26 protein-coding genes are annotated in these 20857 nt (G+C 71.1%); 17 read left to right on the plus strand and 9 right to left on the minus strand.

Annotation, left to right across the window (positions count from 1 at the left end):
• Window positions 1-81: 81 nt before the first annotated feature.
• A complete protein-coding gene (locus ACFQUZ_RS19210; RefSeq protein WP_377443986.1) occupies window positions 82-618 on the minus strand; it encodes a dihydrofolate reductase family protein in 537 nt (178 codons plus the stop codon).
• Window positions 615-1589: an RNA polymerase subunit sigma-70 gene (locus ACFQUZ_RS19215; RefSeq protein ID WP_377444060.1), complete on the minus strand. Its 975-nt coding sequence runs from the start codon at window positions 1587-1589 to the stop codon at window positions 615-617. Before ACFQUZ_RS19215 ends, ACFQUZ_RS19210 begins: the two co-directional genes overlap by 4 nt.
• Window positions 1590-1721: 132 nt before the next feature.
• On the opposite strand from ACFQUZ_RS19215, the gene ACFQUZ_RS19220 reads away from it, so the two are divergent.
• From ACFQUZ_RS19220 to ACFQUZ_RS19230, 3 genes are all read left to right on the plus strand, one after another.
• On the plus strand, window positions 1722-1964 hold the full coding sequence (locus ACFQUZ_RS19220) for a hypothetical protein (protein ID WP_377443988.1): 243 nt from the start codon (window positions 1722-1724) through the stop codon (window positions 1962-1964).
• Entirely contained in the window at window positions 1961-2272 is a 312-nt protein-coding gene (locus tag ACFQUZ_RS19225; RefSeq protein WP_377443989.1) for a type II toxin-antitoxin system PemK/MazF family toxin, read from the plus strand. Before ACFQUZ_RS19220 ends, ACFQUZ_RS19225 begins: the two co-directional genes overlap by 4 nt.
• 125 nt (window positions 2273-2397) lie before the next feature.
• A complete protein-coding gene (locus tag ACFQUZ_RS19230) occupies window positions 2398-3081 on the plus strand; it encodes a DUF2567 domain-containing protein (protein WP_377443991.1) in 684 nt (227 codons plus the stop codon).
• 79 nt (window positions 3082-3160) lie between these two features.
• Here ACFQUZ_RS19230 and ACFQUZ_RS19235 read toward each other — a convergent pair whose 3' ends face one another.
• Window positions 3161-3883, minus strand: coding sequence for an LON peptidase substrate-binding domain-containing protein (locus ACFQUZ_RS19235; protein WP_377443992.1), 723 nt, complete (start codon window positions 3881-3883; stop codon window positions 3161-3163).
• Window positions 3884-3965: 82 nt separating this feature from the next.
• Between ACFQUZ_RS19235 and hisD the strand changes: the two genes are divergently transcribed.
• The 12 genes from hisD to ACFQUZ_RS19295 all read left to right on the plus strand — a co-directional run bounded on the left by hisD (window position 3966) and on the right by ACFQUZ_RS19295 (window position 12350).
• Window positions 3966-5297, plus strand: a complete 1332-nt coding sequence (gene hisD / locus ACFQUZ_RS19240; RefSeq protein WP_377443994.1) for a histidinol dehydrogenase — start codon at window positions 3966-3968, stop codon at window positions 5295-5297.
• Complete coding sequence (locus tag ACFQUZ_RS19245) at window positions 5294-6370, plus strand: histidinol-phosphate transaminase (RefSeq protein WP_377443996.1); 1077 nt, start codon at window positions 5294-5296, stop codon at window positions 6368-6370. Before hisD ends, ACFQUZ_RS19245 begins: the two co-directional genes overlap by 4 nt.
• Entirely contained in the window at window positions 6367-6978 is a 612-nt protein-coding gene (gene hisB, locus ACFQUZ_RS19250; protein ID WP_377443998.1) for an imidazoleglycerol-phosphate dehydratase HisB, read from the plus strand. The genes ACFQUZ_RS19245 and hisB overlap by 4 nt, the downstream gene beginning before the upstream one ends.
• Window positions 6975-7145 (plus strand): hypothetical protein, encoded by a 171-nt coding sequence (locus ACFQUZ_RS19255; RefSeq protein ID WP_377443999.1) that lies wholly within the window; start codon window positions 6975-6977, stop codon window positions 7143-7145. Before hisB ends, ACFQUZ_RS19255 begins: the two co-directional genes overlap by 4 nt.
• The gene (gene hisH / locus ACFQUZ_RS19260) at window positions 7145-7798 is read left to right on the plus strand and encodes an imidazole glycerol phosphate synthase subunit HisH (RefSeq protein WP_377444001.1); all 654 of its coding nucleotides are present in this window, start codon (window positions 7145-7147) and stop codon (window positions 7796-7798) included. Before ACFQUZ_RS19255 ends, hisH begins: the two co-directional genes overlap by 1 nt.
• A complete protein-coding gene (locus tag ACFQUZ_RS19265; protein WP_377444003.1) occupies window positions 7795-8118 on the plus strand; it encodes a hypothetical protein in 324 nt (107 codons plus the stop codon). Before hisH ends, ACFQUZ_RS19265 begins: the two co-directional genes overlap by 4 nt.
• Before the next feature lie 25 nt (window positions 8119-8143).
• Complete coding sequence (gene priA / locus ACFQUZ_RS19270; protein WP_377444005.1) at window positions 8144-8869, plus strand: bifunctional 1-(5-phosphoribosyl)-5-((5-phosphoribosylamino)methylideneamino)imidazole-4-carboxamide isomerase/phosphoribosylanthranilate isomerase PriA; 726 nt, start codon at window positions 8144-8146, stop codon at window positions 8867-8869.
• 24 nt (window positions 8870-8893) lie between these two features.
• Complete coding sequence (locus ACFQUZ_RS19275) at window positions 8894-9028, plus strand: hypothetical protein (RefSeq protein ID WP_377444007.1); 135 nt, start codon at window positions 8894-8896, stop codon at window positions 9026-9028.
• 5 nt (window positions 9029-9033) lie between these two features.
• Window positions 9034-9459: an organic hydroperoxide resistance protein gene (locus ACFQUZ_RS19280; protein WP_377444009.1), complete on the plus strand. Its 426-nt coding sequence runs from the start codon at window positions 9034-9036 to the stop codon at window positions 9457-9459.
• On the plus strand, window positions 9456-10457 hold the full coding sequence (locus tag ACFQUZ_RS19285; RefSeq protein WP_377444011.1) for an NADP-dependent oxidoreductase: 1002 nt from the start codon (window positions 9456-9458) through the stop codon (window positions 10455-10457). The genes ACFQUZ_RS19280 and ACFQUZ_RS19285 overlap by 4 nt, the downstream gene beginning before the upstream one ends.
• 91 nt (window positions 10458-10548) lie before the next feature.
• Window positions 10549-11313 carry an imidazole glycerol phosphate synthase subunit HisF gene (gene hisF, locus ACFQUZ_RS19290; protein WP_377444013.1) on the plus strand — a complete coding sequence of 255 codons (765 nt, stop codon included), beginning with the start codon at window positions 10549-10551 and terminating at the stop codon, window positions 11311-11313.
• Window positions 11314-11606: 293 nt separating this feature from the next.
• The gene (locus ACFQUZ_RS19295; RefSeq protein ID WP_377444014.1) at window positions 11607-12350 is read left to right on the plus strand and encodes a hypothetical protein; all 744 of its coding nucleotides are present in this window, start codon (window positions 11607-11609) and stop codon (window positions 12348-12350) included.
• A 45-nt stretch (window positions 12351-12395) separates the two neighbouring features.
• Here ACFQUZ_RS19295 and ACFQUZ_RS19300 read toward each other — a convergent pair whose 3' ends face one another.
• Both ACFQUZ_RS19300 and ACFQUZ_RS19305 read right to left on the minus strand, forming a co-directional pair.
• Window positions 12396-12851, minus strand: coding sequence for a hypothetical protein (locus ACFQUZ_RS19300; RefSeq protein WP_377444016.1), 456 nt, complete (start codon window positions 12849-12851; stop codon window positions 12396-12398).
• A 166-nt stretch (window positions 12852-13017) separates the two neighbouring features.
• Window positions 13018-13674 (minus strand): YitT family protein, encoded by a 657-nt coding sequence (locus tag ACFQUZ_RS19305; protein ID WP_377444018.1) that lies wholly within the window; start codon window positions 13672-13674, stop codon window positions 13018-13020.
• A 59-nt stretch (window positions 13675-13733) separates the two neighbouring features.
• Between ACFQUZ_RS19305 and ACFQUZ_RS19310 the strand changes: the two genes are divergently transcribed.
• Window positions 13734-15188 (plus strand): PLP-dependent aminotransferase family protein, encoded by a 1455-nt coding sequence (locus tag ACFQUZ_RS19310; RefSeq protein ID WP_377444019.1) that lies wholly within the window; start codon window positions 13734-13736, stop codon window positions 15186-15188.
• 31 nt (window positions 15189-15219) lie between these two features.
• Here ACFQUZ_RS19310 and ACFQUZ_RS19315 read toward each other — a convergent pair whose 3' ends face one another.
• The 4 genes from ACFQUZ_RS19315 to ACFQUZ_RS19330 form a co-directional block, all read right to left on the minus strand.
• Window positions 15220-16011 carry an ATP-binding protein gene (locus ACFQUZ_RS19315; protein WP_377444021.1) on the minus strand — a complete coding sequence of 264 codons (792 nt, stop codon included), beginning with the start codon at window positions 16009-16011 and terminating at the stop codon, window positions 15220-15222.
• A 185-nt stretch (window positions 16012-16196) separates the two neighbouring features.
• Entirely contained in the window at window positions 16197-18023 is a 1827-nt protein-coding gene (locus ACFQUZ_RS19320) for an AMP-dependent synthetase/ligase (RefSeq protein WP_377444023.1), read from the minus strand.
• Between the two features lie 161 nt (window positions 18024-18184).
• Complete coding sequence (locus ACFQUZ_RS19325; protein WP_377444025.1) at window positions 18185-19138, minus strand: terpene synthase; 954 nt, start codon at window positions 19136-19138, stop codon at window positions 18185-18187.
• A gap of 198 nt (window positions 19139-19336) precedes the next feature.
• Entirely contained in the window at window positions 19337-19966 is a 630-nt protein-coding gene (locus tag ACFQUZ_RS19330; RefSeq protein WP_377444027.1) for a TIGR03085 family metal-binding protein, read from the minus strand.
• A gap of 299 nt (window positions 19967-20265) precedes the next feature.
• On the opposite strand from ACFQUZ_RS19330, the gene ACFQUZ_RS19335 reads away from it, so the two are divergent.
• The coding region (locus ACFQUZ_RS19335) for a Clp protease N-terminal domain-containing protein (RefSeq protein WP_377444062.1) at window positions 20266-20857 on the plus strand (592 nt) is incomplete at its 3' end.

Below are 20857 nucleotides of genomic sequence, written 5' to 3' on the forward strand. Positions count from 1 at the left end.
TCCTGTGAAAATATGGCCGTGCCCCGACCGTAGCTGAACCGGCTGCCGGCGATCGGTCCGGCAGCCGGATCGGGCGCTACGTCAGGACGAGTAGGTCAGGCGCATCGCGCCGCTGGAATAGATACGGTGGTCGCGCAGGTGCAGGGACACGGGCGCGTCGAACAGGGGGAGGCCTTCGCCCAGGGTGACCGGATGGACGATGAGCTGGTACTCGTCCACGAGCCGGACACCGATGGCGGCTCGGGCGAGGACCGAGCCGCCGACCAAGGCGATATCGCCACCCGCGGTTCGCCGCAACCTCTGGATCACGGTGGCGAGATCAGCGGTGGCCAGACGCGCACCCGACCAGCTGAGCGGTTCGGACAATGTCTGGGAGAACACGATCTTTTCTGCGTCGTTGACCAGGGGGGCTATCTCGTCGGTGGAATCGGGCCAGTGCGCGGACTGGGCTTCGTAGGTGACGCGGCCCATGAGCTGGGTGGAGGTGCGCCTGATCGCCTCGACGATGTCGGCCTTCATCTCGGGTGTGAAAGTCGGCCACATCCAGTCGAGCTGGCTTGCGGGGCCGGCCACGTAACCGTCGAGCGACATCTGCATCGCGAGAACAACTTTTCTCATGCCAGTTCTGACGGGACCGCCGGGGAAAAGGAATCGAGCACGTGCACGTCGTGGAAGTCGACGATCCCGGCGATGCGGCCTCCGATCACGTTCAGTACCTGCACCGACCGCAGGCGGAAACGCTGCGCACCGGGAGCGCGCAGGTAAACGGCGACGGCAGGCTGGTGGTTGGCTGCTGTCTCCACCCATTGGTAGACGCCGGGATCGGCGTGTCGGCGGATCCCGTCGAGGTAGGGCTCGCGGCCCTCGATCCACAGCGGCAGCGGCGGGAACTGTGCGCGTAGCTCCTCGGCGAGCAGGTCAGCGAGGGACTGGCGGTCACCGTGTCGGTGCGCCTCGACGTATCGGCGCAGCACGGCTCGCTCGTCGTGGCTGACCGCGCCCCCGTTCGTCCACTGCTCGCGTTGGCGAGGCAGCCGATCGCGCAGCGTCGCCCGCGCGCGCTGCAATGAGCTTTTCACCGCCGTGACGCTCACCTCAAGCGCGTCGGCGGTCTCCGCCGCCGTCCATCCGAGCACGTCGCGCAGCAGGAACGCGGCCCGCTGCCGGGGAGACAGATGCTGGATGGTGGCGAGGAAGGTCAGCTCCAGCGTCTCCCGAGCGACCGCGTCATCGGCCGGGTCGAGGAGATGCTCGGGGCATGGTTCCAGCCACGCGGCACGCACCTGCACCGGACTCTGCAAGCCGTCGGCCGCGGAGACGACATCGCAGGGCAGGACCCGCCGGTGACGTCCGGCGAGCGCATCAAGACAGGCGTTCGTGGCGATCCGGAAAAGCCAGGCCCGCGCCGTGGACCGTCCCTCGAAGCCGCTGCGGGACCGCCAGGCCCGCAGGAACGTCTCCTGAACCAGGTCCTCGGCCTCGCCGAGCGCTCCGGCCATGCGATAGCAGTGCGCGCGCAACTCACGCCGATGCGCCTCGAACAGGTCGGCGAACCCCGGCCCGTCGAGGGCAGGCTTGTCAGCTTCCATCACCAGTTAGGACTCTGCCCGAGGGGGAGAGGAATCGCCACCCTGCCGAAAAGCCGTAGTGCGCACGAGTCGCGCCGGCCGCTGCCCAGCGGCGTGCGACACTACCACGGCCCGGTGGTAGTGTTCGGTGGTATGACGCAGGCCATCAAACGCACCCTGTCCATGCGCCCCGAGGTCGACCGGATGCTCACCGCCCATGTGCAGCGCACGCCCGGGGCCACGATGTCCGCTACCGTCAATGCCGCGCTGGCCGAGTACCTGGAGGCTGCGGCGCTGGAGTCGTACCGGCACTGGGACGCCGAAGCCGGGGCGGATGAGCGAGCAGCCCTGGACGAGTTCGACGCCCACCATGACGAGTCCTGGGTGGCCGGGTGAGGCGGGGAAGCATTCTGCAATACCTGGTGGGTAGCCACCGGCTTCGGGTCGTCGTCGTCACGGCAGATCGATACAACCCGGCCCACGGCCTGGTAGCCCCGCTTCGCGAACGAGCCGCACCCGACCTCGCTCCCGCGTTCCTCGTACCGCTCAGCCGGCAGGACTGGCCAACCGCGGCCGTCATCGATCTCTCCCGGGTGCGGTCCCTCGACCCAGCGTCAGTGACCGGACCGGCCGGACAGCTCACCCAGTCAACCCTCACAACCCTGACGACCGCCATCCGCAGCTACCTTGGCGCGGTCGACTGAATTCGGTGACAGCCCAGATTCGAGGCGGCCGGCTGTCGTCGTTCACTGTCGTCGCCCGGCGCGCCGTCGCCCGGCGTTGTCGAACCCGCACCCATAGCTGGTCGACCGCCTGAGAGGATCTCCGGGTGAGTTTTCCCGCCGAGCACCCGCACCCAACCGAACCGGGGAACTGGCCCCCAGAGGCGACGCCCGGTCCGCCGTACCCCATGGGTCTGATCCCGCCGGCCGGCGTGCCGGAGTCGCGGCGGTACCCGCTGCTGGCGGGGCTCGCGGTGCTGGTCGGCCTGGTCCTGCTCGGCCTGCCGTTCGGGCTGTTGTGGCGGGCGGTGGCGCCGGGAGTGCCGCTGGTCAAGACGGCGGACGGCGCGGTGGCCGCCGAGCCCGAGCCGGAGGAGTTCATCGCGGCGGACGGCTGGTTCATCCTACTCGGGCTCGGCCTCGGGATCCTGGCGGCGATCGCCGTATGGGTGGCGCTGCGGCGGCTGCGCGGGCCGGTGGCCATGCTGGCGCTCACGTTCGGCGGGGTCGGCGCGGCCCTCGTCGCGTGGCGGGTGGGTCGCCTGATCGGGCTGTCGGACTACCGGCGGCTGCTGGACAGCGCGCCCGAGGGACAGCGGTTCACCAAGCCGCCGGACCTGCGTACCGCCGGTGTCGACTGGGCGCTGGGGGTGCTGCCCGTGCCGCACGGCAGCCTGCTGCTGCCGGCCTTCGGGGCTGTCATCACGTACACCCTGCTGGCCGGTTGGAGCCGGTGGCCCGGCCTACGCCCGGAGCCCGAGCCACCGTTCGGCCCGGAGCCACCTCGCTGATCATGAAGTTGACATGCGTTATCGAGATCGAAATGTCTGCCAACCTCATGATCGGCCGTGGGCGGCCGGGGCGGAGCGGCTAGTTGGGGCTGGACGGTTGGGCCAGTTCGGTCAAGGGGACGGGCACCGCGCGGACCTGCCGGAGCAGCGCCGACTCCCGGTTGAGCAACCGCAACTCCGCCCGCAGCCGTTCGGCCGTGTCCGGAATGGCCAGCAGGCGTTGCCGGTCGGCCAGGGTCAGGGCGGCGGTCGCCGCCACCAGATGGGACAGCACGGTGGGGTTCTCTGGAAGCTGCTCGACCGCCTCTCCGGGATCCTGCCGGATAAGCGCGAGATACTGCCGGAACACCGCCAGGACCCGGGGTGCGAGCAGGTCGGCCCCCTCGGCCGGGTCGGCCGAGTCGGGCAGCCACTCGACCTCCGCCATGAGGTACGGCGCGGAGTGCTCGTCCACCGACCGGATGCGGAACCGCCGTCGGCCCACGGTGACGAGGTCGAACCGGCCGTCCGGTAACTCGGTGACCTGGCGCAGTTCGGCGGTGCAGCCGACGTCGTACAGGCTGACGGCGCCGGTCGGGGTCGTCGGGTTGGTCGCGTTGCCGTCACCGTCGCGGCCGGCGTCGGGGCTCACCTCCCACCCGCTGCGGATGGCGATAACGCCGAACTCGCGCGGCGTCTCCTCGGGTTGGGCGACCAGCCGGCGTACCAGGTCGCGGTAGCGTTCCTCGAAGATGTGCAGCGGCAGGACCAGACCGGGAAAGAGCACGGTCCCCAGCGGAAACAATGGCAACCGGGTACTCACAGTTCGAGCCTAGCCCGCCGGGCACCGCTGGCGGGAAACCCGGCGTTCTGGAGATCCACAAGACACCCCCTAGACTCGAAGGGTGCTGAACCGGATCGACCTGCGCGGCAGCTCCCGTGATCCCCGGGACCTGCTGCCCCGTGCCCAGCTGGACGTGTCGGCGGCCGTGGAGCGGATCCGCCCGCTGGTCGAGGCCGTCCGGGAGCATGGGTTCCCGGCGATCCAGGAGGCGGGCGAACGCTTCGACGCTATCCGGCTGGACCGGCTGCGGGTGCCGGCCGAGGCGATTTCCGCCGCCGAGAGCACGCTGGACCCCGACGTCCGCGCCGCGCTCACCGAGTCGATCGACCGGGCCCGGCGGGTACACGCCGACCAGCGGCGCACCGACCACACCACACGGGTGGTGCCGGGGGGCACGGTTACCGAGCGGTGGGTGCCGGTCGAGCGAGTCGGCCTGTACGTCCCCGGTGGGCTGGCCATGTACCCGTCGACAGTGGTGATGAACGTGGTGCCGGCCCAGGAGGCCGGGGTTCGGTCGCTGGTTGTCACCAGCCCGCCGCAGGCGGAAAACGACGGGCTGCCGGACGCCCGGGTGCTCGCCACCTGCGCGCTGCTCGGGGTCGAGGAGGTGTACGCCGTCGGTGGTGCCCAGGCCATCGCGATGCTCGGCTACGGCGCGGCCGTCGACGCCACCGGGCGGGCGCACTGCGCACCTGTCGATATGATCACCGGGCCGGGCAACATCTGGGTGACCGCCGCCAAGCGCCTGCTACGCGGGGTGGTCGGCATCGACGCGGAGGCCGGCCCCACCGAGATCGCCGTGCTGGCCGACGACACGGCCGACCCGGTGCACGTCGCGGCCGACCTGATCAGCCAGGCTGAGCACGACCCGATGGCCGCCAGTGTGTTGATCACACCGTCGGCAGACCTGGTGGGCGCGGTCGAGTCCGAACTGGCCCGGCAGGTCCCGGCCACCAAGCACACCGAACGGATCACCACGGCGTTGACCGGCCAGCAGAGCGGAGCGGTCCTGGTCGACGACCTCGCCCATGGGCTGCGGGTGGTCGACGCGTACGCCGCCGAGCACCTGGAGATCCACACCCGGGACGCCCGAGACTGGGCGCTCCGGGTCCGCAACGCCGGAGCGATCTTCGTTGGCCCGTACGCCCCGGTGTCGCTTGGCGACTACTGCGCCGGGTCCAACCACGTGTTGCCCACCGCCGGCTGCGCCCGGCACTCCTCGGGGCTGTCCGTGCAGTCGTTCCTGCGCGGCATCCACGTCATCGAGTACGACGAGGCGGCGCTGCGCGCGGTCGCGCCGCACGTGGTGACCCTGGCCACCGTGGAGGACCTGCCGGCGCACGGCCAGGCGGTGACGGCCCGCTTCCCGGACCCCCCGTCGAGGCCGGCATGACGAGCCTCGACGACCTGCCGATCCGGGACGACCTGCGCGGTCGCACCCCGTACGGGGCGCCACAGCTCGCCGTCCCGGTGCGGCTGAACACCAACGAGAACTCCTACCCGGTACCCGAACCGGTGGTGGAGGCGATCGCCAAGGCGGTCACCGCCGAGTTGCGCGACCTCAACCGCTATCCGGACCGGGACGCATTGGCGCTGCGCGCCGATCTGGCCGGGTACCTCGGCCATGGGCTCGACGCCGCCCACGTCTGGGCGGCCAACGGCTCCAACGAGGTGCAGCAGCAACTGCTCCAGGTGTTCGGCGGCCCGGGTCGAACGGCGCTCGGCTTCACTCCGGCGTACTCGATGCACCCGCTGCTGGCGCTCGGCACCGGCACCGGCTGGTGGGACGGCCGGCGCACCGCGGACTTCGACCTGACCGCCGCGGACGCCGCGGCGCAGGTCCGGGAACACCGACCGGACGTGGTGATCCTCTGCTCGCCGAACAATCCCACCGGTACCGCGCTGCATCCGGAGGTGATCAGCGCGGTGCTGGCCGAGGCGCCCGGCATGGTGCTTGTCGACGAGGCGTACGCCGAGTTCGCCCGGCCGGGCACACCGAGCGCGCTGACGCTGCTACCCGGGCACCCGAGACTGGTGGTGACCCGGACGATGAGCAAGGCGTTCGGCTTCGCCGGTGGACGGCTGGGCTACCTGGCCGCCGACCCGGCGGTGGTCGACGCGGTGCAACTCGTCCGGCTGCCGTACCATCTCTCCGCGCTCACCCAGGCCGCCGCCCGCGCGGCGCTGGCGCACCGGGACGCCCTGCTGGCCACGGTGCAGGCGATCAAGGCACAGCGCGACCGGATCGTCGACGAGCTGCGCCGGCGTGGCCACACCGTCGCCGACAGCGACGCCAACTTCGTGCTGTTCCGCACCGGCGGCGACCAGCGAGCGGCCTGGCAGGCGCTGCTCGACCGGGGGGTGCTGGTGCGGGACGTCGGCCTGGCTGGCTGGCTGCGGGTGACCGCCGGCACCGAGCAGGAGACTGACGCCTTTCTCGCCGCGATGGAAGTGGTTGACCCATGAGCAGAACCGCCCGGATCGAACGCACCACAAACGAGACCAAGGTGCTCGTCGACCTCGACCTGGACGGCACCGGCCGGGCCGAGATCAGCACCGGGGTCGGCTTCTACGACCACATGTTGAACCAGATCGCCCGGCACGGCGGGTTCGACCTCACCGTGCGGACCGTCGGCGACCTGGAGATCGACGCGCACCACACGATCGAGGACACCTCGATAGCCCTGGGCACCGCGCTGGCCGAGGCGCTGGGTGACAAGGCCGGCATCCGGCGGTACGGCTCGGCCACGATCCCGATGGACGAGGTGCTGACCCGGGCGTCGGTGGACCTGTCCGGCCGGGCGTACGTGGTGCACGACGAGCCGCTGCTCGCGCCGTACATCGGGTCGGTCTATCCGACAAGCATGACCCGGCACATCTGGGAGTCGTTCGGCCAGGCGGCCCGGATCACCCTGCACGTCGAGGTGCTGCGGGCGGCTCGTCCGGGTGGCCACCCGGACGCCCACCATGTGGTGGAGGCGCAGTTCAAGGCGGTGTCCCGGGCATTGCGCGAGGCGGTCTCGATCGATCCGCGCTCGTCCGGCGCGGTCCCGAGCACCAAGGGCGTCCTGTGAGTACCGTCCTGCCGATCCTCCTGTTCGGGTTGGCCGGTGCGCTGCTCGGCGGGGTCATCTCGCTGCGCCGGCAGGGTGCCGGCACGGGAGCGGTCGTGTTGACGGCCGGGCTCGCCCTGCTGGCCACCGTCGGCGGTCTGCTCTGGTTGCTTGGTGGTGACCGCTGATGGCCCGCGTGGTGGTGCTCGACTACGGCTCGGGCAACCTGCGGTCCGCGGAACGGGCGGTGCGTCGGGCCGGGGCCGACGTTGTGGTGACCGACGATCTGGCTGCCGCGGCCGCCGCCGACGGGCTGGTGGTGCCCGGCGTCGGCGCGTACGCCGCCTGCATGGCCGGGATCAACGAGCTGGGCGCAGGTCCGGTGATCGCGGAACGGGTCGCCGCCGGTCGGCCGGTGCTCGGCATCTGCGTGGGGATGCAGGTGCTCTTCGAGTACGGCGACGAACATGGCGTGGTGACCAAGGGGCTGGGCCTGCTGCCCGGTGGGGTGACCAGGTTGGCCGCGACCCGCGTGCCGCACATGGGGTGGAACACCGTCGAGGTGCCGGTTGGGTCGAGGTTGTTCGCCGAGCTGCCGGCCGGTGGCCGGTTCTACTTCGTCCATTCGTACGCGGTGCCCGATGTCGACCGGTTGACCGGGGCGGGAGCTGTGGTCACCACCGCGACGCACGAGCAGCGGTTCGTGGCGGCGGTGGAGCGGGGGCCGCTGTCCGCCGCCCAGTTCCATCCGGAGAAGTCCGGCGACACCGGGGCCCTGTTGCTGCGTAACTGGCTCGCCGGTTGGCTCGGTGTCGACCGGTCCGGCGGCGGTGACCGGTGAGCAAGGAGCGGGCTCGGCGGCGGGCCGCTCGGGAGGCGGAGCAGGCTCGGCAGCGGAGCGTACGGGCCCGTCGGGCGGCGCGGCGCCGACGGATCCGGGGGATACTGCGGGCGGTGACGCCCCGGCTGCCCCGGCGCCGGACCGCGCGGCTGGGTGGCCGTTCCCGGGTCGAGCGGGCCGGCATCGTGGTGGGCGGGGCCTTCGGGGCCGTGCTCATCTGGTTGCTCGTCGACGACCTGGCGCTCCGGGTCGCCCTGTTCCTCGTCCTGCTGCTGGCCCTCCCGGCGATCGTGGTGATCGCGTTGGGCCGTCGTACCTGATCCCAGATCCGACAGGAGACCGACGTTGAGCCTGATCCTGCTTCCCGCCGTCGACGTGGCCGACGGTCAGGCGGTCCGCCTGGTCCAGGGGGCGGCCGGCAGCGAGACCGCGTACGGCGACCCGCTGGCCGCGGCGCTGGCCTGGCAGCGGGCCGGCGCGAGCTGGATTCATCTCGTGGACCTCGACGCGGCGTTCGGGCGGGGTTCGAACGCCGCCCTGCTGGCCGACGTCGTCGCTCGGTTGGATGTGCACGTCGAGCTGTCCGGCGGCATCCGGGACGACGAGTCGCTGCGAGCGGCCCTGGCCACCGGTGCGGCCCGGGTGAATATCGGCACGGCCGCGCTGGAGGATCCCGAGTGGTGTGACCGGATCGTCGCCGAGTACGGGGATCGGGTGGCGATCGGCCTGGACGTGCGTGGCCGTACCCTCGCCGCTCGGGGCTGGACCAGGGACGGCGGAGACCTCTTCGACGTTCTCGCCCGGTTGGACAAGGCGGGCGCCGCCCGGTATGTGGTGACCGACATCACCAAGGACGGCACGATGCGCGGCCCCAACCTGGATCTGCTGCGCGAGGTGTGCGCCCGCACGGACGCCCCGGTCATCGCCTCCGGTGGCGTCTCCACACTGGACGACCTGCGGGCGCTGGCCACCCTGGAGCCGATCGGGGTGGAAGGGGTGATCGCCGGCAAGGCGCTGTACGCCGGTGCGTTCAGCGTGGAGGAGGCGCTCGCCGCGCTCGCCGAGGGCTGACGTCCACCGCAGGCCGGCGACGAGGTGCCCAGGCGGGTCGCCGCGGCGACCGGACTGACCGAGGACGAGCTGGTGGCGCTCCGGCACACGCTGACCAGGATCACCGCCGCCGTCCATCGACAGCGGGCGGCCGTCCAACCACAGCAGAAGGAGAACTGACAGACATGCAGGTCTTGTACACGGCACAGGCGCTCGCCACCGGTGACGGGCGGGACGGCCACGTCACCACCTCGGACGGCACGATCGACCTGGACCTCGCCGTCCCGAAGGAGATGGGCGGGGCCGGCGGGGCCGCCAACCCCGAGCAGCTCTTCGCGGCCGGGTACGCGGCCTGCTTCCACTCGGCGCTGCGGGCGGTGGCCCGTAAGGCCGGGACCGACGTCACCGGCTCCACCGTCGAGGCGCGGGTCGGCATCGGCGCGACCGGGACGGGCGGTTACGGCCTCACCGTCACGCTCGCCGTGGACCTGCCCGATGTCGACCGGGCCAGCGCGGTGCGCCTCGTCGAGCAGGCTCACCAGGTCTGCCCGTACTCGAACGCGACCCGGGGCAACGTCGACGTCACGCTCACCGTGGGGGAGGCCCGATGACCGACGGACGGGAGATCCAGCTGGCCAGCCGCCCGACCGGGTGGCCCACACCGGAGACCTTCTCGCTTGTCGAGGTGCGGGTGCCGGACCCCGGTCCCGGACAGGTGCTGGTCCGCAACGTGCTCATGTCGGTCGACCCGTACATGCGCGGCCGGATGAACGACGTCAAGTCATACGTCCCGCCGTTCCAGGTCGGCGCGCCGTTGGACGGCGGGGCGATCGGTGAGGTGGTCACCTCCCGGGCCGACGGACTGCGCCCCGGTGACATGGTGCTGCACGGGCTCGGCTGGCGGGACTACGCCGTGCTCGACGCCGCCTCGGCCCGCCGGGTCGACCCCGATCTGGCGCCGCTGTCGACGTACCTCGGCGTGCTCGGGATGACCGGACTCACCGCGTACGCGGGTCTGCTGGACGTGGCGGCGTTCCGTCCCGGCGAGACGGTGTTCGTCTCGGCGGCGGCCGGCGCCGTCGGCAACCTGGTCGGCCAGATCGCCAAGCTCAAGGGCGCCGCCCGGGTGGTGGGTAGCGCCGGCTCGGCGGCCAAGGTGCGGCGGCTCGAAGAGGTCGGCTTCGACGCGGCCTTCGACTACCACGACGGAGCGGTGGCCGGATCGCTGAGGGCGGCCGCGCCGGACGGCATCGATGTCTACTTCGACAACGTGGGCGGCGACCATCTGGAGGCGGCGCTCGGCGTGCTGCGCACCCACGGCCGGGTCGCGGTCTGCGGGATGATCTCCCAGTACAACAGCACCGAGCCGCCGGCCGCCCCGCGGAACCTGGCGCTGCTGATCGGCAAGCGGCTGACCGTCCGCGGGTTCCTGGTGAGCGACCATGGTCACCTGCGGGACCAGTTCGTCGGGGAGATGGCCGGGTGGCTACGGGAGGGCCGGATCCGGTACGACGAGACGGTGGTCGACGGGCTCGAGAACGCCCCGGAGGCCTTCCTCGGCCTGCTGCGCGGCGAGAACCTCGGCAAGATGCTGGTCCGGCTCGGATAACCCCTTGCCGGGCGGCGGACGACCTCCGCGGCTCAGATCAACGATGTGCGGCGCGGGGCCGGCCCGTCCGCCCGCCGGATAGGCTCGGCCCATGACGGTGGCGGTGCGGGTGATCCCGTGTCTGGACGTGAACGCCGGCCGGGTGGTCAAGGGCGTCAACTTCGTCAACCTGCGGGACGCCGGGGATCCGGTGGCGCTTGCGGCGGCGTACGACGCGGCCGGCGCGGACGAACTGACCTTCCTCGACGTCACGGCGTCGTCCGACGACCGGCAGACCACCCTGGACGTGGTACGCCGTACCGCCGAATCGGTGTTCATCCCGCTCACCGTGGGCGGCGGGGTGCGCCGGGTGGCCGACGTCGACATCCTGTTGCGGGCGGGTGCCGACAAGGTGGGGGTGAACACCGCGGCGATCGCCCGTCCCGAACTGGTCGCCGAGATCGCCGACCGGTTCGGCCGGCAGGTGCTGGTGCTCTCGCTGGACGTCCGGCGGTCACCGGGGAACACCGCCAGCGGGTTCGAGGTGACCACGCACGGCGGGCGGCAGGGCACCGGACTGGACGCGGTCGAGTGGGCCCGTCGGGGAGCCGAGCTGGGGGCCGGGGAGATCCTGCTGAACTCGATGGACGCGGACGGCACCAAGACCGGTTTCGATCTCGAACTGATCCGTGCCGTCCGGGCGGTGGTGGACGTGCCCGTGGTGGCCAGCGGCGGGGCCGGCGCGGCCGAGGACTTCCCGCCGGCTGTCACCGCTGGCGCCGACGCGGTACTGGCGGCCAGCGTCTTCCACTTCGGCGAGGTCAGCGTCGGACAGGTGAAGGACGCCCTGCGGTCAGCGGGCCGGCCGGTCCGCTGAGAGAGACCGACGGTGGGACGTCGAGAACCGTTCAAATTGTTCTCAGAATTGTATTCATACTGCCCGGAAGTTCCTCGGCGTGCCTTTGGTTCAGCGTATTTGCGCGACCCTAGGGTTCGGGTATGCCGAGTGCCGAGCATGAATCCCCGGTCGCGTTGGTCAAGCTGGATCCCGGTTTGGTGGCCTGGCTGCTGACCAATGTTTTCGATGTGAAGGTTCCTGATTATCATCATGCCCGGACACGCCCCACCGACGTACGGGTAATGGTCCCGCGCACGTATCATGCCGACGGCATGCTGCTGTTCTGTAACGTGTCCGACCGGCCGCTGCTGGCGGTGGTGCTGGAGGTGCAGCGTGGCTGGGACACCGCGAAACGACGCACCTGGAAGCTGTACGTGGCCCAACTCGAGGCGGAGTTGGACGTCGATGCCGCGCTGCTGGTCTACTGTCCCAACCCCAGGATCGCGCGTCGCTACCGGGACATGTTCGAGTTCGGTGGGTTGAGTCTGACGTTGCGACCGCTGATTTTCACGCCCAGCGATATTCCGTTGGTCGTGGAAATGGATCTGGCTCGGGCCAATCCGGCGCTCGCGGTGCTCTCGGCGATCTGCCACGGCGGTGATACCGAGGTGGAGGCTACGTTTCCGGCATTGGCCGAGGCGTTGCGCGCGCTCGGTCCGAAGAGGGCGATCTTGTATTATGACGTCGTGTTGGCTGGGTTGCCGGTGGCGGCCCGGACTCGTTGGGAGGCTTTCATGACCAGCACCGTTGGTCACGAGTACCACAGCGAACTGTTCCGGACGCTCGCCGCGGAGGCCGAGACCCGAGGCGAGGCCCGTGGCGAGGCGCGGGGCGAGGCCCGTGGTGAGGCGCGGGGAGAGGCGCAGGCGATCCTGACCGTCCTGGACGCCCGGGGCGTACCGGTGCCGGCCGATGCTCGGGAACGGATCCTCGCCTGCACCGACCTGCCTCGGCTCACCGAGTGGCTCCGTCGCTCCGTCACCGCGACCACCCTGGATCAGGTCCTCGACGACTAGCCAGGGCATGTGTCGAAGGCCCGGTCGACCGCCGATACGTGCCTGTCAGCCGCGGTCGTCGTCCGGATGGCGCGGCGCGGGAATCATGAGGCGGGCGGCGTACTCCTGGACCGCGGTAGCGTGCTCCTCCTCGCCGAGCGCCCAGTCCGCGGCCCCCGGGGTGTGCCGCTTGGTCAGGACGCCGTGCACCGACTCGACCGCCTTGCCGAAACCACCGCGCGGCCGGGTGCGCCACAGGTGTTCGCCCGCCGGCGTCACGCGGAACCAACCATCCGTCACCGTGATGAGTCCGGCCCCGGCGAGCCGGCGTACCGCGGCCTCCACCTCGGCCCGTTCCGGGATCGCGTTGTTGAGGTGGTCGGCCGTGTAGAGCACGTCGGCGAGCCGGACACCCTCCGGCCGTCGGCTGCTCGCGGCACGCCGGTGTCGGCCGGCACCGCTCGCGATCACCAGGGCCACGAAGATCCACGCGTCCGCCCAGCGCCACTCCGTTTCCACCATACGGAGATGATGCCGTCCGCGTCCGATGGAGGGAACGGCCGGGTACCACGGAGTTGCCGAGCGGTGTCCACCAATCGACGAATGGCGTCATCAGCTCCGCGTTCAGGTGCTCGTCGACCCCGGCCGGTCCACAAAGGGCGAGAGCGCGGTGTCCTCGTGGCGCGGATCAGAGCGCCGGTCCGTCGGCGGCGGGTCGGCTGATCGGGCTGACGGTCGTGGGCGGCACGGTGAACAGGGGAATGAACACGTGCAGCAACGGTCCAATGGCGACCGCGTACAGCACCGTGCCGACGCCGACCGTGCCGCCGAGCAGGAACCCGGCGGCCAGCACGGTGACCTCGATGGCGGTGCGGACGAGCCGGATGGATCGGCCCGGTCGGCGGGCGACGAAACCGGTCATCAGGCCGTCGCGCGGCCCGGGGCCGAGCCGGGCGCCGATGTACAACCCGCCGGCGACGCCGTTCAACACGATGCCGCCGACCAGGAAGGCGATCCGGGCAAGGAATGGTTCGACCGTCGGCAGCAGCGCCAGGGAGGCGTCCACCGCGAGGCCGATGACCACCACATTGCTCACCGTGCCGATGCCGGGTCGTTGCCGCAGTGGGATCCAGAGCAGCAGGACCAGCGCCCCGACCAGGATGGTCACCGTTCCGAAGGACAAGCCGGTCCGGGTGGCGACGCCCTGGTGGAAGACGTCCCAGGGATCGAGGCCCAGGTGGGACTCGATCATCAGGGCCATGCTGAATCCGTACAGCACGAGGCCGGCGTAGAGCTGGAACAGCCGCCGGGTGATCCGGTCACGGAGATTGCCAATTAAGGTCACACATGCCACTCTGAAGGCCACATCACGGTCCCACAAGGGCCAATTTTCGGAGGTTGGTCGTGACAAGCCTGGTCCGCGGTGGCCAACTGACCCGACTGCTCGGACAGTGGCACGCGCTCCCCGGCCGTCGACGCAGCCCGGACTACCTGGCCCTGGCGGCCGCCGTCCGCGGCCTGCTCGCCGACGGCCGGCTGCCGCTGGGCGTACGCCTGCCGGCCGAGCGGGACCTCGCCGAGGCGCTCGGGGTGAGTCGAACCACAGTCAGCGCGGCGTACCGGGAACTTCGGGACAGCGGGCACCTGGCCAGCCGGCGGGGAGCCGGGAGCTGGACCCGACTGCCGGCAGGCCACCGGGTGGCCAGCTCCGGGCTATGGACGCCGGACGACGACCTCGACATGATCGATCTCGGCTGCGCCGCACTGGCCGCTCCGCACGAACTGGCCGTCGCCGCCCGGGCCGCGTCCGAGGACCTGTACCGCTATCTGGGTGGGGCCGGCTACTACCCGACCGGCATCGGTGAGCTGCGGGAGGCGGTCGCCCGCGGATACACCGACCGGGGGCTGCCCACCAGTGCCGAGCAAATCATGATCACCAGCGGCACCCAGCACGCCCTCGATCTGGTGCTGCGGATGGCCCTGCCGGCCGGTGCCGGGGTGCTCGTCGAGTCGCCCACCTATCCGAACGCGCTGGCGGCCTTCGGCGCCCGGCGCTCCCGGATCGGCACCCATGGATTGGCGACGGATGCCGCCTGGGACGCCGATCTGTTGCTGGCCGCGGTGCGGCAGGGCCGGCCCCGATTGGCCTACCTGATCCCGGAGTTCCACAACCCGACCGGCCACCTGATGACCACCGACCTGCGGGAGCGGCTCGTCGCCACCGCGCACGCCACCGGCACCGACCTGGTGATCGACGAATCGTTCGTGGACCTGGCGCTGGACGCCGAGCCGATGCCGCCGCCGGTGGCGGCCTTCGACCGCCATTCTCGCGTGGTGTCGATCGGCGGGATGAGCAAGGCGTACTGGGGCGGGCTGCGCATCGGCTGGGTGCGCGCCGCGGCCCCGCACGTGCAGCGGCTCGCCGCGGCCCGGGTGGGCGTGGACATGGCCAGCCCCGTCCTCGACCAGCTCGTCGCCGTACACCTGCTCGCCGATGCCGACCGGATCGTCGCCGCCCGGCGTACCCAACTCGTGGCGCAGCGGGACGCGCTTGTCGCCGCCGTGACGGCCGCGTTGCCGGAGTGGCGGTTCACCGTCCCGCGCGGCGGCGTGACGTTGTGGGCCGAGCTGGACGGCCCGGTCTCCAGCGCGTTGTCCCGGGCGGCCGAGGAGGTGGGGGTCCGGCTCGCGCCGGGGCCCCGGTTCGGGCTGGACGGTACGTTGGAACGCTTCCTGCGCCTGCCATTCACGCTGCCGGCGCCCGACCTTGTCGACGCCGTGAACCGCATCGCCGGGGTCCGGTACGGGCTGGATCAGGTGGCCCGTCCGTCCTGGCGGGAGCCGGCCGTCATCGCCTGACGCTGCCCAGCGGCCGCGGGAAGCGGCCTGGTCAGGCGGGCCGGAGGCGCAGGGCGGAGGTGCGGACCGGCCGGGACAACGCGGGCACCCGGAACCGGCGGATGACGGTCATCCGGGGCAGCCGGATCCGCCGGGGCCGCGGCGTGGCCACGCTGGCCCAGACCACCTTGCCCTCCGTTCCGGTCACCATCCCGTACGCGGTGGCGGCGTTGGCCACCAGGCCGAGGCCGCGCCCGCGTTCGGCCAGGGAACGGCTCCCGGGTCGGGACCGGCCCGGGTCCGGCAGCCGGGAACTGCGATCGGCCACCGCGATCCGCAGCTGACCCCGGTGGTGCGACACTGTGACATCGATGTCGGTGCCGGCGTGCTCGGCCGCGTTCGCCACCAGTTCCGAGATGACGAGCTGGCCGGCGTCCATGCTCTCCTCGACGCCCCAGCGCCGGCAGCAGTCGCGGAGCAGCCGGCGGGCCGCGGCCGCCGCCTCCGGGGTGGGGGCCAGCCGCCGGTGTGCCCGACGGACTCCGGTCGGGCAGTGATGTGGACGCAGCGCCCCGAGCGCCTCGTTGACGTCAGGGTAGAGCCGGGATCGACCAGCCCGGACACGCCGCAGCAGCGCCCGCAGCGCGGGTGCCCGGCCGCAGAGCACCACGGACACACCCCGCCGGCGGCCGCACAGCGCCGCCACCGGCAGCAGGGCCGGCAGAATGGTCCGAGCCCGCACCCCGGCGCAGTCCACCACGACGTACGGCGGGTGGTGCACGACACAACGGGCGAGCGCGCGGCGCAGCAGGTGCGCCTCGGTCACGTTCCAGCCGTCGGTCATCGTGATAACCAGGGCGCCGGTCGGTACGTGAGCTGAGACCCTGGCCGCCATCACCGCTTCGCCCCCCTCACCCGGTCGGGCGCCCAGATCTTGCCACTGGTGCGCCGCTGCACCCGCCTTACCCAACCGGGGCTCGTTTGATGCCGGGTGCGGGTGATGCCCGGGTGAGGGGTTCGGAACGGCTGTCAGATCTCGGCGAGTGTTCCCGCGTACATCTTGTCGATCTCGGTGGCGAAGTTGGTCTCCACGGCCCGCCGCTTGATCTTGAGCGAGGGGGTGATCTCGCCGTCGGCGATTGTGAGGTCCCGGGGCAGGACGGTGACCTTCTTGATGGTCTCCCAGCGGTTCAGCTTGGTGTTGAGTTCCGCGACGTACCCCTCGACCATGGCCCGGGTCTCCGGCGCGGCCACCACCTCCGCGTACGGTTTGCCTTCGAGCGGACCGCCCGCGGTCCACCCCGTGATCGCGTCCGGGTCGAGGCTGACCAGCATCGTGCAGTAGTTGCGAGCCTGACCGATCACCACCGCCTGCGAGGTGTACGGGCAGAGGGCCTTGAACATTCCCTCGATGTTCGACGGGGCCACGAACTTGCCGCCGGAGGTCTTGACCAGATCCTTCTTGCGGTCGGTGATCCGCAGGAAGCCGTCGGCATCGAGCTCACCGATGTCACCGGTCCGGAAGAAGCCGTCCTCGGTGAACGCGGCGGCGGTCTCCTCCGGCAGGTTGTGGTAGCCGCGCATCACCGGGGTGCCCCGAAGCAGGATCTCGCCGTCCGAGTCAATCTTGCACTCGAGGTCGCCGAGGTGCTGACCAACGGTACCGATGCGCAGGCTGCCGGGCCGGTTGACGAAGTTGCCCGCGCTGGTCTCGGTGAGCCCGTACCCCTCGGAGATCGGCAGGTTGGCCGCGGCGAAGAAGGCGGCGATCTCCTTGCTCAACGGCGCGGCACCGGAGACCATCACCCGCATCCGACCCCCCAACCGGGCCTGCAGCTTGCTGAACACCAGCTTCTCCGCCAACCCGTAGCGCAGCCGCAGGCCGGCCGGCACCGGCCGGCCGGCCTGCTCGAGCTCCACCTTTCGCAACCCGGTCCGAACGGCCCACGAGAAGATCTTCGCCTTCGCGCCGCCCTCGGCGCGGGCGGACGTGACCACCCGGTTGTAGACCTTCTCGTAGATCCGCGGCGCACCACACATCAGCGTCGGCTTCACCACGCCGAGCATCTCGATGAGCTTCTCCACCCGGCCGTCGACGTACGTCGGCAGACCTACATGGATCACACCGCAGATGAGCGTCTTGCCGAAGGAGTGCGCGAGCGGCAGCCAGAGGTACTGCAGGTCGTCGGAGCGCAACAGGTCGAACGCGGTCTGCGCGACCCCCTCCCAGCACCACCCGGCGTGCAGCAACTCCACCCCCTTGGGGCGACCGGTGGTACCCGAGGTGTAGATCAGGGTGGCGAGGTGGTTCGGCGCGATGTCGGCGACCACCTTCTCGATCATGTCGGGCTCGGCGCGCAGCGCCTCGGCACCCCGCTGTTCCAGCTCGGCCAGAGTCAGCTGCGGTGGCTGCGCCGTCGGATCGGCCGGTCCGTCGATGAGCACCACGTGGGTGAGGGCGGGAAGGTCGGCCCCGGCGAGCTTGGCGGCCTGTGTCGCGTCCTCGGCGATCAGCACCCGGGAGCCGGAGTCGGTGATGATGTATCGGGTGTCCTCGGGCTCCGTTGTGGGATAGACCGTGGTCGTGGCGCCGCCGGCGCACATGATGCCGAGGTCCGCGATGATCCAGTCCAGCCGGGTGTTGGCCAGGATGGCCACCGGATCCTCGTGCTGGACGCCGAGCCCACGTAGTCCGGCCGCGACGGCGGTGGCTCGTTCGGCCACCTGGGTCCAGGTCAGCCAGACCGGCCCCGAGTCGTCAGGCGCCGGGTGGGCGAAGGCGTGCCTGTCGGGGGTGGCCGCCACGCGCTTGAGGAACATGTCCGGAATCGACCGGTAAGGAATATCGAGAGCCATAAGTGCTGCCGCCTTCGGGGGAATGTACCGTGACCGAGGTCACGATGGGTTGCGGTTACCGAAGGGTAGATGCTCGGGCTGCCCAGCGGCTAGTGGGTGGCTCGTGGATCTCTGCCGCCGACCGGTCGGCGTGGGCCCGTTGTGCCCGACGGGCCGCCGCCTCAGTGGTAGCGCGCCGCGCTCAGCGACCAGTCGTAGGTGCCGCGGATCCAGCAACGCCGGGCGTCGACGAAGCGGATGACCTGATGATCACCGTCGGCGAGGACCTCCTGCTCCAGCCGGAGGAACATCTTCAACGCGTCGTTGTACCGGTGCGCCACGTCCGTCAGCGCGGACGCCTCGGCCAACCCGGTCTCGGCGGCGACCGCCGCCGCCAGGTTGTGTCCGTCGGACCCGGTCACCCGCTCCTTGGTGTACGAGAAGACGTCGTTACACCAGCACACGAGGTCCACCGCGACCTGCTCCAGCTTGAGCAGCCGGGAATCGGCGAGCCAGCCGACGCCCGGTTCGGCGCCGTAGGCGGCGTCGGTGAGGGTCAGGCTGGGATAGACGGCGCCGGTGTGCCGACGCATCTGGACGTACTCGGAGACCGCCGGCACGCGCCGTTGCGCCCGGTTGGCCGCCTCCCACAGCAGAGCGAGTAAGTAGTCGCGCAGTTCGCTTGTGAACCGCAGCAGGATGCCCGGGGGGCTCTGGCCGCGCACCCGACGGCCGAGGTCGTGTAGGGCGGCTCCGGTCGGCCCAGCGGCGACCAGCAGGTGGTCGGGTGCTTCGTCGCCGATCAGGTCGACGATGTCCAGCAGGCGGGCAACCACCGGTCCCAACCGACCCGGGTCCGCTCCCAGGCCGTCCTCATCGCATCGGTCGTCGAAGGCGAACAACCACGTGATCAGGTCGGAGAGCAGGGCGAGTCGTTCCGGTTCGGCGTCCGGGCAGGCGCGGCCGGCCAGTTCGGCCGCGTTCGCGCGGGACAGACGGTGGCCGTCGTCCGTGGTCGCCACCAAGCCGAAGTCGGCTGCCCATCCGGCCGAGGCCCGCGCGACCGCTGGCACGTGTTCGTTGATCTGTGCGGGAAATGGGGGTTCGGTGAGTGCTGCTGCGGCGAGGGTCCGCATTCCGCCTCCCGTCGCACGGACCGCGGCGTCCGACGCTGGACGCCAGGGGCTGTCGCAGCGGGAGCTCGGGACCGGCCCACCGGGCTCCAGGAGCGACGCAAGTTCCATGACGGGTTGAGCCTACGGGCATCGCCGTATGGGTCAACCATCGGCTATCTGATCGACCACTCAGTCGGTCGATCGGACCAGGTCGATGGTTCAGATGCCCAGACGGGCCGACCGCAGCCGCTCGGCCAGGGTGGGCGAACCGTCGAACTGGACTCGGGCGACCCGCTGCCGGCCGAAGAAGAGCAGGGCCAGCTCGCTAGGCGGGCCGACCACGCGCAACCGGTCACCGGCCCGCCCGGCACTGGTCTCGCCGATGCCCGGCGCCTGGATCAGGACCGACCCGGGAAACCGACGCAACGCCAGCCGGGCCAGGGACGGCAGCCGGCGCCAGATCGCGGTCTGCATCTCGGCGGGTAGGTGGCGCGGCTGCCAGCCGTCCCGCGCGCGGCGGACGTCCTCGTGATGGATGAAGAACTCCAGCAGGTTGGCGAGTTCGTCGGTAAGCGGGTTGCTCACCGGACTCCAGAACGGTGGCCGCCGGACCTGGTCGACCAGCTCGGGGTACGGCTGTGCGGCGATCGTCCGGCGGACCCGTTCCGAGTAACCCCGGACCGCCCGCACCAGAATTCCCGGCGCGGCGTCCGGGCGACGCTCCCGCACCACGAGGTGGGCCGCTAGATCGCGCGCGGTCCACCCTTCGTTGAGGGTGGGAGCGTCCGGTCCCACGGCGAGCAGAAGGTCTGCGAGGTGATGGCGCTCCGAGCGGGCAAACCGCGACATGCCGCCGATCGTATGCCCAGGCGGGCGGATCGGCTCGTCGAGCGGCGAGCCTGGTCCCACCTGAGGAGGCCAACCTGGCCCCGACCGGGAGTCCGGCCCCGGCCAGGCGGGTCAGCCCGGACCGCGGTGGGTTACCGTAGGCACGGGCAGTGCGCCTGCCCGTGCCCGGTGGGGCGGCCCACGCCAGTGCCCCGCCCAGGTGGCCAAGAGGCTCCGACTCAGCGTGTCAGATCACCGCGCGCGGCGTACGACGCCGCCGTCAGCAGGGGGCGTGGGACCCCGCAGAGGGCGTGATGGGCATGTTCGAGCGGTTCACCGACCGATCCCGTCGAGTTGTCGTCCTGGCCCAGGAAGCGGCCCGGACACTGGACCACAACCACATCGGCACGGAGCACGTCCTGCTGGGCCTGATTCACGAGGGTGAGGGCGTGGCGGCGAAGGCCCTGGAGAGCCTCGGCATCTCCGGCGACGGCGTCCGCGAGCAGGTCGAGGAGATCGTCGGGCCGGGACAGCGGGCGCCGAGCGGGCATATGCCGTTCACGCCGCGGGCCAAGAAGGTCCTGGAGCTGTCGCTGCGCGAGGCGCTGCAACTGGGCCACAACTACATCGGTACGGAGCACATCCTGCTCGGCCTGGTCCGGGAGGGCGAGGGCGCGGCCGTCCGGGTTCTGCTGCGGCTGGGGGTGGACCTCAACCGGGTGCGTCAGCAGGTGATCCAGTTGCTGGCGGGGCATCCCAGCGGAGGATCCATGGCCGGCTCGCCGGCGGCCGGACCGACGCCGGCAAGCTCCGCCGTGCTGGACCAGTTCGGTCGCAATCTGACCCAGGCCGCCCGGGAGGGCAAGCTCGACCCGGTGATCGGGCGGGAGAAGGAGATCGAGCGGGTGATGC

It is taken from the genome of Plantactinospora sp. GCM10030261 (assembly GCF_042666615.1).
Classification (GTDB): domain Bacteria; phylum Actinomycetota; class Actinomycetes; order Mycobacteriales; family Micromonosporaceae; genus KBS50.